Raw genomic sequence first — 9,785 nt, 5'->3', positions numbered from 1 at the left:
CGCTCCCACGTCCGTGGGCGCTGTGAAAGAGTAACCCACCGCGTCGCGGCGCCCAAATCGCCCCGCCCACCTGCGGGTTTGCCGAGATCGATGGTAGACAGGGGACCGTGTCCACAACATCGAATCCCGCCCAGCCGGCCGACGGATCCCGCGCCGAGGCCGAAGTCGTCGACCTGGTGTCGCAGCTGATCCGCTTCGACACCTCCAACACCGGAGACCTGGCCACCACCCGCGGGGAACGGGACTGCGCGATGTGGGTGGCGGCGCGGCTCGAGGAGGTCGGTTACACCACCGAATACGTCGAATCAGGCGCTCCCGGCCGCGGCAACGTGTTCGCCCGCCTGCCGGGTGCCGACCCGTCCCGGGGTGCGCTGCTGCTGCACGGGCACCTCGACGTGGTGCCCGCCGAACCGGCGGACTGGAGCGTGCACCCGTTCTCCGGGGCCGTGGAGAACGGCTACGTGTGGGGGCGCGGCGCGGTCGACATGAAGGACATGGTCGGGATGATGCTGGCCATCGCCCGCCGTTTCAAGGCCGAGAACATCGTGCCGCCACGCGACCTGGTCTTCGCGTTCCTCGCCGACGAGGAGGCCGGCGGCACCTACGGCAGCCACTGGCTCGTGCGGCACCGCCCCGACCTGTTCGACGGCATCACCGAAGCCGTCGGCGAGGTCGGCGGGTTCTCCCTGACGGTGCCGCGCCGCGACGGCGGCGAGCGCCGCCTGTACCTCGTCGAGACCGCCGAGAAGGGCCTGGGCTGGATGCGGTTGACCGCCAAGGGCCGCGCGGGCCACGGCTCGTTCCTGCACGAGGACAACGCCGTCACCGTCCTCGCCCAGGCCGTCGCCCGCCTCGGCACGCACACCTTCCCGCTCGTGCTGACCGACTCGGTCGCCGAGTTCCTCGCCGCCGTCGCCGAGGAGACCGGACTCGACTTCGATCCGGCCTCGCCGGACCTCGACGGCACCCTCGCCAAGCTCGGGTCCATCGCCCGCATCGTCGGCGCCACCCTGCGCGACACCGCCAACCCGACCATGCTCGACGCCGGGTACAAGGCCAACGTCATTCCCCAGACGGCGCAGGCCGTCGTCGACTGCCGCATCCTGCCGGGCCGGCGCGCCGAGTTCGAACGCACCGTCGACGAGCTGATCGGCCCGGACGTCACCCGCGAATGGATCACCGACCTCGACTCGTACGAGACCACGTTCGACGGGGACCTCGTCGAGGCGATGAACGCGGCCATCCTGGCCCACGATCCCCTCGGGCGGACCGTGCCGTACATGCTTTCCGGCGGCACCGACGCGAAGGCCTTCGCCAAGCTCGGCATCCGCTGCTTCGGATTCGCCCCGCTGCAGCTGCCCCCGGAACTGGATTTCGCGGCGCTGTTCCACGGGGTGGACGAGCGTGTCCCGGTCGACGCACTGCGCTTCGGCACCCGTGTCATGGAACACTTCCTGCTGCACGCCTGAGCACACCAGCACCCAGAGAAAGGACCGGTATGGCCCACGACCCGTATGCGCCGCTGCCCGACCTGCCCACCTTCGATCTCACCAGCGAGGACATCACCGACGGTCGCCCGCTGAAGCCGGAACAGGCCAGCGGGATCTTCGGGGTGCCCGGCGGGCAGGACATCTCCCCGCAGCTGTCGTGGTCGGGCTTTCCCCCCGAAACCAAGAGCTTCGTCGTCACCGTGTTCGACCCCGACGCACCCACCGCGTCCGGGTTCTGGCACTGGGCGGTGGCGAACATCCCGGCGTCGGTGACGTCGCTGCCCGCGGGGGCCGGCGACGACACCGGCTCCGCGCTGCCCGAGGGTGCGGTCACCTTGAAGAACGACGGCGGTCTGCACCGCTTCCTCGGCGCGGCCCCGCCGGCCGGGCACGGCCCGCACCGCTACATCGTGGCCGTGCACGCCCTCGACGTGGAGACCCTCGACGGGGTCGGCCCCGACTCGACCCCGGCGTTCCTCGGATTCAACGTGTTCTCCCACGCGATCGCGCGCGCGACGCTGCACGGCACGTTCGAGCAGTAGACCCGTTCGGCGGGCCGGCTCCGCACCGGAATCGGGCAGGCGCACCCGTCCCGAGGGGTGTGCCTGTCCGGCGGTGTGGCCCGGCCCGCCGGATCCGGGCGCGGCGGATCAGACGCGGGCGCCTGCGCCCACCGCGTCGCCGATCGACGCGAACCCGGCTGCCCGCACCTTCCGGGCGAGACCCTTGTGGACGCGGCGCGCCCAGAACGGGCCGCCGTAGATGAAACCGGTGTAGCCCTGCACCAGCGACGCGCCGGCGAGGATCCGCTCCCACGCCTGCTCGGCGGTCTCGATGCCGCCCACCGAGATCAGCACCAGCCGGTCCCCGACCCGCGCGTGCAGCCGGCGCAGGACCTCGAGGGAGCGCTGTGCGACCGGGGGACCGGACAGCCCGCCGGCGCCGATCTCCGCGACCAGGGCCGGATCGGTGCGCAACCCGTCCCGCCGGACGGTGGTGTTGGTGGCGACGATGCCCGCGAGCCCGAGTTCGACGGCGAGGTCGGCGACCGCGTCGACGTCCTCGTCGGACAGGTCGGGGGCGATCTTCACCAGCACCGGTACGTGCACGGTGTCCAGCACCGCCGCGAGCAGCGGCCGCAGCGACTCGACCGCCTGCAGGTCGCGCAGCCCGGGGGTGTTGGGGGACGAGACGTTGACGACGACGAAGTCGGCGAGCGGGCCGAGCAGCCGGGCGCTCGCGGTGTAGTCCTCGGCCGCGTCCGCCGGCGCGACCACCTTGGTCTTCCCGATGTTCGCGCCTATCGGGACGGTGTGCGCGCGGGTGCGCAGCCGGTTCGCGGCCTCCCCGGCCCCGTGGTTGTTGAAGCCCATCCGGTTGATCAGCGCCCGGTCCGCGGGCAGGCGGAACAGCCGGGGCGCCGGGTTGCCGGGCTGCGCCTGGGCGGTGACGGTGCCGATCTCGGCGAACCCGAAGCCCAGGGGACCCCAGGCGTTCACCCCGGCCGCATCCTTGTCGAAGCCGGCCGCGAGACCGAGCGGGGCCGGGAACGTCACCCCGAACACCGTGTTGCGCAGCACCGGATCGTCGACGACGAGAACCTTCGCGATCAGCGTCCGCAGCGGCGGGACCCGGGTCGCGAGCCGCATCGCGGTGAACGCGAGGTGGTGGATCCGCTCCGGCGGCAGCAGGAACAGCAGTCGAAGGAACAAGCGATACACGGAACACTCCCTGCTGGCCCGGGCGGCGCCCGGGGTCGGCGTCAACGAACGGTGGGTTCGGGCACGTGGTGGCCGGTCTTGCGGCGGCGCAGCAGCACCCGGCGGCTGCCGTCGGGATACAGCCGCACCCGCGTCAGCTCCCACCCGTGGAACTCGGCCTGGATGGCGAGCCGCAGCGACGCGCTGACCCGCGAGACGTCGCGCGGCAGCCGCAGCGGCACGTAGTCGTACTCGTCGTTGCTGGTGTCCCAGCCCACCGGCATCCGCGTCCACCGGCCGCCCACGTCGCGTGGACCTGCCATCACACACCCCCGATCGGGATCCTCTGCAGCCCGTCCCCGGTCCCGGATCCGATCACCAGGACGGCGCCGGCGGTGTCGACCACCACCGAGTTCGGTTGCCGCACCGTCGCGTACCGGCCTCGCTCCTGCGGAATCCCGGTCGACAGATCGTAGCCGACGACCTCGTTGCTCCCGGTCGAAGTGACCCACACGAGGTCGTTCGCGCTGTCGTAGGCGACGCCGTACGGGGCGTTCGGCACCGGATACCGCTGGCGCAACACCAGCGGATCGAGCGTGTACACGTGCAGCTCCCCACCCCGGGTGTCGGTCACCAGCACCCGGCCGAACGGGTCGGTGGCCAGCTGCGTGGCACCCTCCCCGGCGCGCAACGCCAGGCCGAGATCCCCGTCGGCGACGTCGACCTCGGTCAGCGACGTCTGGCGCCGATCCAGCGCGGCCAGCTCGGTGCCCACGGCGGCGAGCGCGTCGACCGACGCCAGACCGGGGACGGTCTGCGTCGCACCCGACGCCGGGTCCACGAGGTGGATGACGCCGTCGGCGGTGCCCACGGCGAGGCGACCGTCCGCCAGCACGGCGGCCGCCCGCGCATCCCCGTCCACGGGTACCTCCGTGACGGCGCCCGACCGCACATCCACCCGGGCCACGACGCCGGCGCCGGGGGCGAGGACCTCGCCGTCGACACCGGCGAGCACGGTCGCCGCCGCGGCCGGCAGGGTGACCTCGCGGGGCGCTGCCGCGGGGTCGGCGGCCCGGAGCAGCAGCAGCCGCGACCCGTCGCCGGCGAGCGCGGCGACCGTACTCGTGCCAGGATCGACGGCGAGGGCCTCGACGGCGCGGCCCAGTGCCTGCACCGTCCCCGCCGGCGGGACGGCCGGTTCCGGCGCCACGGCCGGGGTCGCCGGGTCGATGGTGGGCAGGCTGTCGCCGCCGCTGGAGGAGGAACACCCGGTGACCAGCGCCAACGCGAACCCCACCGCCGCGGCGGTCGCACGTGCTGCCGGTCTGCCCATCGTCTCGCTCCTCGTCGTCGCCCGGGGTCGGTGGCGTGCGGCACCGTCGCCGGCGGCGCACCCGACCCCCAGTGTTCCTGATCGCCGTGGCGGCGCCGCAGCCGCCTCGCCCCCCGTCACCCAGCCAGGAGGCCGATGTGACCTGGCCCACCGGTTCCCCCGACCGGCCCCCCGACGGCTTCGTCGTCGAGTACCTCAGCCCGGGTGTGCACGCGCACGGGTTCGGTCGCACCGAGGAGGGCCGGCCGTTCTCGTTCCGGGTGCGCCGCGCCACCCTGCGGGTGGAGGTGTACCGGCCCGCGGGCCCGTCCACCGTGCCCACCGCGGCGGACGTGATCGCCCGGGCGCGGGCGTCGGTCGCCGAGATCGACCTCGGTGACGAACGCAGCGTGGCGGCGGCGGTGCGGGACACCGTCGCCCGCGCCCGGCCGTGCCGGTCACCGACGTGGCTCGACCGCGTGCTCGGCTGGCTGCCCGGCCGGTGACGCCGCCGCGTCGCCGGCCCGCAGCGGCAGCACCAGCGGTGCGCCGGTCCCGGGATGGGGATGGACCCGCACCGGGTAGTGGTACACGCGAGTGAGCAGCTCCCCGGTCAGCACCTGCGCGGGCGGACCGTCGGCGGCGACGCGGCCTCCGGCGAGCACACAGACCCGGTCCGCGTACGCGGCGGCCAGATTCAGATCGTGCAGCACCACCACCACGGCCGTGCCGGCGTCGGCGCGGCCGCGCACCACCTGCATCACCGTCTCCTGATGCCCCAGATCCAGGGCCGCGGTGGGCTCGTCGAGCAGCAGCGTCTGGGTGTCCTGCGCCAGCACCCGCGCCAGCGCCACCCGGGCCCGCTCGCCGCCGGACAGGGCCGGGAACGGCCGGTGCGCCAGGTGCGTGACGTCCGCCTCGGCCAGCGCCGCGGCCACCGTCGTCTCGTCGTCCCGGCTGCGGTCGGTGCGCGCCCAGGCCGCACGGCCCATCCGCACCACCTGCAGGGCGGTGAAGGCGAACCCGACCGCGTGCTGCTGCGGCAGCACCGCCCGTCGTCGCGCCAGGGCGGCGGCCGAGAACTCGGCCAGCGGACGGTCGCCGACCGTCACCTCGCCCGCCGCGACGGGGTGATCGCCGGCGAGCGCGGCCAGCAGGGTGGACTTGCCGGCGCCGTTGGGCCCGACGAGCGCGAGCACCTCCCCGACCCGCACCTCGAGGTCGACGCCGTCGAGGACGACGCGGTCGCCGCGGCGGACGGCCACCTGCTCGGCGCGCAGCGTCACCGCGCCCCGCCCGGCTCGGGCGGGCACCTGCCGGTCCGGCCACGGCCGCCGCGGACTCACGCCCAGCCGCCCTGGCGTGCCCGGGTGCGGCGCAGCATCCAGAAGAACACCGGGCCACCGACCAGCGAGGTCAGCATGCCCAGCGGCAGGTCCGCGTTCGGCACCAGGGTGCGGGCACCGAGGTCCGCGGCAAGCAGCACCACCGCGCCGCACAACGCGGCGGCCGGGATCAGCACGCGGTGCGCGGGCCCCAGCGCGATCCGCATCAGGTGCGGCACCACGAGCCCGACGAACAAGATGATGCCGGTGAACGCCACCCCGGAGCACACCAGGACGGCGACGACGACGATCGCGGCCTGCCGTACCCGCTCGACGTCGACCCCGAGGTGGCGCGCGACGTGCTCGCCGAGGGCGAGCAGGTCCAGCTTCGGGGCGAGCACGACGGCCGCGACGACGCCGCCGACCGCGAGCGGCGCGACCACCGACACGACCTCCCACGTGGCCCCACCCAGGCTGCCGAGCTGCCAGAACACGATCTGGTCGCGCGCGGCGGGGGAGGCGACGAACGTGAACAGGGCGATCAGGCCGCCGGCGAACGCGTTGACCGCCACGCCGGTGAGGATGACCGTGACCACCTCGGTGCGGCCCTCGGACCGCGACAGCACGTACACCAGGGTCGTGGTCAGCAGCCCGGTGACGAACGCGGCGCCCGCCAGCGCCCACCCGGCGGTGAACGCCCCGCCCAGCACGATCGCCGCGCACGCCCCGACGGCGGCCCCGGCGGAGACGCCGATCACCCCGGGCTCGGCGAGCGGATTGGCGAACACGCCCTGCAGCAGGGCGCCCGCGCAGCCCAGCGACGCCCCCACCACGACGGCGAGCACCACCCGCGGGAACCGCACCTCCCACAGGGTGACCTCACCGGCCGGGTGGGCCGGCAGCGGCCCGAGGTCGAGCCCGAGGCGGTGCAGCACGCTGCCGATCACCTCGGCCGGCGAGGTGGGCACCTGCCCGAGGCACGCCGAGAGCACCGCCAGCACCACCAGGGCGGCCGTCAGGCCCGCGACCACCGCCGCGGTGCGGCCGCGGTGGGCGGCGGCCGGACGGACGGGGGCGGGGGAGTCGACGGCGCTCATGCCGGTGCGGCCGGGTAGAGCGCCGCGGCGAGCGCGGCGAGCACCCGGCCGGTGTCCGGGCCGAAGCTCAGCAGCACCGAGTCGGCCATGTCGACGATGGTGCCGTCGCGCCCGGCCGGGGTCTGGGCGACGCCGGGCAGCCGGGCGAGGCCCTCGGGCCCGCCCACGGAGGCCAGGCTCTCGGTCATGATCAAGATCACGTCCGGGGCGGAGGCGATCATCGCCTCGCTGGTGATCGGGGTGAACTCGGACGTCAGGCCGGCGACGGTGCCCGCATCGCGGCCGCCGAGCGCCTCGACGAGCGCGTCCGCGCCCGATCCGGGACCGCCGAGCATCTTGATCGCCGACCCGCGCAGATACAGGAACGCCACCGTCGGGGGTGTCCCGTCGTCCGGCACCGCCGCGCGGGCCGCGGCGATCTCGTCGTCGGTGCGCTGCGCCAGGGCCTCACCCGCCGCGGGCACGCCGAGCGCCCGGGCGACGAAGCGGATCTGCTCGCCCACGGTCGCCAGGGTGCGGCGCGGGTCGACGAACACCACGGGCACCCCGGTGGCCCGCAGCTGTTCCTGCACCGCGAGCGGCCCCACCGACGTGTCCGTGAGCACCACCGTCGGGGCCAGGGCCAAGATCGCCTCCGTCGAGAGCCCGTGCCCGCCGGGGGTGACGTTGGGCACCTGCTCGACGGCGGGGAAACCCGCCGTCGACCGACCCACCAGCCGGTCCCCGAGACCGAGCGCGAACACGGTCTGGGCGAGGGTGCCCGACCGGTCGGCCGTCACGATGCGGGAGGCGTCGGTGACGGTGACGTCGACCCCGTCGACGCCGCGGACCGTCACCGGCAGCGCCGGCACGGGAGCCTCGGCGATCGGCCGCGGATTCGGATCGCCCACCACCGCGGTGCGCGCCCCGGTCCCGCCGCCCCCGGTCGGGGCGGTCGAACACCCGACGAGCAGCGCGACGAGCGCGAGCGCCGCGGCGAGGAACGCGAGGATGCCGCGTCGCGTCATGGCAGGGCGGAAGTCGTGCGGTACCGGTCCAGGTCGGCGGCCAGATCGGCGAACAGGTCGGCGTTGAGCCCGAACACCAGGTTCGCCTCGTCGATCACCGTGCGCCGCCGGCCCTCGTCGAGCGGCGCCGCGTCCAGCTTCGCCCGGTAGGCGTCCTTGAACGGCTTGGGGTGGGGAATGTCGTCGAAGATGTAGAACCGCAACCCGTCCCGGTCCAGCCCGTACGCGCGCTCGAGCAGGCGCCGGATGATCTGCCCACCCGACAGATCCCCCAGATACCGCAGGTAGTGGTGCGCCAGGAACACCTCCGGGCGCACCGCGGCCACCTGCTCGAGCCGCGCGACGTACCGCTCGGTCGCGGGCAGCGGCGCGATCGTCTCCCGCCACCGCGGGCCGAGCAGGAACGTCAGATCCGCCTCGAGCGCCGGAGTGCGCAGCAACGCGTCGTCCAGGAACGGCCCGGCGATCGGGTCACCCGCGTGCGAGCGGCCGACCCGTTCGAGCGTCTCGTAGACGAACCACGACTGCGCGAGCAGCGCCGCATACCCCTGCCGGGTGAGCCGGCCGGCCAGCAGTTCGGTGACGAACTGCGCGTTCTCGGTGTCGCTGTGCGCCTGCGCGGTCTCCCGGCGGAGCCGTTGCGCGAACCCCGCGGCCTCGATCGCGGTCATCGACCGGTCCCTCCTCGTGCCCGCCGTCCGGTGCCGGTGCACCGACCTCGACCACAGGCTAACCTAACTTCGTGGCGGGGTCGCGGGCCCGGGGGCCCGACGTCACGCACTGACGTCGTCGAGCGCCGCCGCGATCGCCGCCGGCAACTCCAGTTCCTCCGTCACCAGCACCCCGGTCAGCTGCGCCAGATCCCGCGCACCCACCACCGTCGACGCCACTCCCGTCCGGTCCCGCACCCACGCCAACGCCACCGCCAGCGGGGAGGTCCCCAGTCCGTCCGCGGCCGTCGCCACCGCCTCGACCACCCGCGCCGCCGGCTCGGTCAGATAGCTGCGCACCTCCTCGGTGTGCAGGTCGTCGGCGCCCCGCGAGTCCGCCGGGATGCCGTCGCGGTACTTGCCCGTCAACACCCCGCCCGCGAGCGGCACCGCCGCGAACACCCCCACCCCGTGGTGCAGGGCCGCCGGGATCAGCTCCTCCTCGACCCCGCGCGCGAGCAGCGAATACTCCACCTGCGTTCCCACCAGCGGTGCGTGCCGCGTCGCCACCGACGCGGCCGTCGCCAGCTGCCACCCCAGGTACCCGCGCACCCCCACGTACCGGGCCCGGCCGCTGGTCACCGCGAACTCCAGCGCCGCCGCCACCTCGTCGACCGGCGTCCGTGGATCCCACGTCGCCACCTGCCACAGATCGAGATGGTCGGTGCCCAGGTCCCGCAGCGTGCGGTCCAGCTGCGTGAGCAGACCCGCACGGGAACAGTCCACCCGCCCCGCCCCGACCTTCGAGGTGTCGATGCCCGAGCTGCCCGACACGACCAGCTGATCGCGCGGCACCACGTCGTCGAGCAGCTCCGCCAGGATCCGCTGCGCCACCCCGTCACCGTAGGCGGGGGAGGTGTCGACCAGGGTGCCACCGGCGTCGACGAACGCCGACAGCTGCGCCGCCGCCTCGTCCCCGTCCGTGCCGCGTCCCCAGCTCAGGGTGCCCAGGCCGAGCCGCGAGACCCGCAGCCCGCTCGCACCCACCGTTCTGTGTTCCATATCCGCCCGCGCCTCGTCACGATCCGACCGACGGGGTCGAGCCGCCGTCACCGCGACCGCCGCCCCTGACCCAGCACCCTAGTGCCGTGAGGCCGCGAAAACCGTTCCGCCGCGCCGCGTACCCTCGCCCAGGTGAAAATCG

Annotated in this window: 11 protein-coding genes; 3 read left to right on the top strand and 8 right to left on the bottom strand. The window is 74.4% G+C overall.

Annotation, left to right across the window (positions count from 1 at the left end):
• Positions 1-107 precede the first annotated feature (107 nt).
• Both RR3_RS10125 and RR3_RS10120 read left to right on the top strand, forming a co-directional pair.
• The gene (locus tag RR3_RS10125; protein ID WP_048773512.1) at positions 108-1,469 is read left to right on the top strand and encodes a M20/M25/M40 family metallo-hydrolase; all 1,362 of its coding nucleotides are present in this window, start codon (positions 108-110) and stop codon (positions 1,467-1,469) included.
• Between the two features lie 29 nt (positions 1,470-1,498).
• Positions 1,499-2,032: a YbhB/YbcL family Raf kinase inhibitor-like protein gene (locus tag RR3_RS10120; protein WP_010596495.1), complete on the top strand. Its 534-nt coding sequence runs from the start codon at positions 1,499-1,501 to the stop codon at positions 2,030-2,032.
• A 108-nt stretch (positions 2,033-2,140) separates the two neighbouring features.
• Here the strand turns inward: RR3_RS10120 and RR3_RS10115 are convergent, their stop codons facing one another.
• From RR3_RS10115 to RR3_RS10105, 3 genes are read right to left on the bottom strand one after another with little or no spacing between them, the layout of a single operon-like run.
• Positions 2,141-3,211, bottom strand: coding sequence for a quinone-dependent dihydroorotate dehydrogenase (locus RR3_RS10115; protein WP_017682200.1), 1,071 nt, complete (start codon positions 3,209-3,211; stop codon positions 2,141-2,143).
• A gap of 41 nt (positions 3,212-3,252) precedes the next feature.
• Entirely contained in the window at positions 3,253-3,513 is a 261-nt protein-coding gene (locus tag RR3_RS10110) for a DUF5703 family protein (RefSeq protein WP_017682199.1), read from the bottom strand.
• Positions 3,513-4,523: an NHL repeat-containing protein gene (locus RR3_RS10105; protein ID WP_064066675.1), complete on the bottom strand. Its 1,011-nt coding sequence runs from the start codon at positions 4,521-4,523 to the stop codon at positions 3,513-3,515. The genes RR3_RS10110 and RR3_RS10105 overlap by 1 nt, the downstream gene beginning before the upstream one ends.
• A 137-nt stretch (positions 4,524-4,660) precedes the next feature.
• Here RR3_RS10105 and RR3_RS10100 point away from each other — a divergent pair, with 137 nt between their 5' ends.
• Positions 4,661-5,008, top strand: a complete 348-nt coding sequence (locus RR3_RS10100; protein WP_010596492.1) for a hypothetical protein — start codon at positions 4,661-4,663, stop codon at positions 5,006-5,008.
• On the opposite strand, the gene RR3_RS10095 is transcribed toward RR3_RS10100, so the two are convergent.
• From RR3_RS10095 to RR3_RS10075, 5 genes are all read right to left on the bottom strand, one after another.
• On the bottom strand, positions 4,961-5,848 hold the full coding sequence (locus tag RR3_RS10095; protein ID WP_048773508.1) for a heme ABC transporter ATP-binding protein: 888 nt from the start codon (positions 5,846-5,848) through the stop codon (positions 4,961-4,963). The genes RR3_RS10100 and RR3_RS10095 overlap by 48 nt on opposite strands.
• Positions 5,845-6,924 carry a FecCD family ABC transporter permease gene (locus tag RR3_RS10090; protein ID WP_017682195.1) on the bottom strand — a complete coding sequence of 360 codons (1,080 nt, stop codon included), beginning with the start codon at positions 6,922-6,924 and terminating at the stop codon, positions 5,845-5,847. The genes RR3_RS10095 and RR3_RS10090 overlap by 4 nt, the downstream gene beginning before the upstream one ends.
• Complete coding sequence (locus RR3_RS10085; RefSeq protein ID WP_010596489.1) at positions 6,921-7,931, bottom strand: heme/hemin ABC transporter substrate-binding protein; 1,011 nt, start codon at positions 7,929-7,931, stop codon at positions 6,921-6,923. The genes RR3_RS10090 and RR3_RS10085 overlap by 4 nt, the downstream gene beginning before the upstream one ends.
• Positions 7,928-8,602, bottom strand: a complete 675-nt coding sequence (locus RR3_RS10080; RefSeq protein WP_010596488.1) for a biliverdin-producing heme oxygenase — start codon at positions 8,600-8,602, stop codon at positions 7,928-7,930. The genes RR3_RS10085 and RR3_RS10080 overlap by 4 nt, the downstream gene beginning before the upstream one ends.
• Before the next feature lie 102 nt (positions 8,603-8,704).
• Positions 8,705-9,643, bottom strand: a complete 939-nt coding sequence (locus RR3_RS10075; RefSeq protein ID WP_010596487.1) for an aldo/keto reductase — start codon at positions 9,641-9,643, stop codon at positions 8,705-8,707.
• Positions 9,644-9,785: the final 142 nt, after the last annotated feature.

It is taken from the genome of Rhodococcus ruber NBRC 15591, assembly GCF_001894945.1.
GTDB classification, from domain to species: domain Bacteria; phylum Actinomycetota; class Actinomycetes; order Mycobacteriales; family Mycobacteriaceae; genus Rhodococcus; species Rhodococcus ruber.
This window is presented reverse-complemented; position numbering and strand designations above follow the sequence as displayed.

Excerpts from the sequence above, each read along its gene's own strand:
- RR3_RS10075 (WP_010596487.1), bottom strand. The coding sequence starts at position 9,643 with ATGGAACACAGAACGGTGGGTGCGAGCGGGCTGCGGGTCTCGCGGCTC.
- RR3_RS10110 (WP_017682199.1), bottom strand. The coding sequence starts at position 3,513 with ATGGCAGGTCCACGCGACGTGGGCGGCCGGTGGACGCGGATGCCGGTG.
- RR3_RS10120 (WP_010596495.1), top strand. The coding sequence starts at position 1,499 with ATGGCCCACGACCCGTATGCGCCGCTGCCCGACCTGCCCACCTTCGAT.
- RR3_RS10090 (WP_017682195.1), bottom strand. The coding sequence starts at position 6,924 with ATGAGCGCCGTCGACTCCCCCGCCCCCGTCCGTCCGGCCGCCGCCCAC.
- RR3_RS10080 (WP_010596488.1), bottom strand. The coding sequence starts at position 8,602 with ATGACCGCGATCGAGGCCGCGGGGTTCGCGCAACGGCTCCGCCGGGAG.
- RR3_RS10105 (WP_064066675.1), bottom strand. The coding sequence starts at position 4,523 with ATGGGCAGACCGGCAGCACGTGCGACCGCCGCGGCGGTGGGGTTCGCG.
- RR3_RS10085 (WP_010596489.1), bottom strand. The coding sequence starts at position 7,931 with ATGACGCGACGCGGCATCCTCGCGTTCCTCGCCGCGGCGCTCGCGCTC.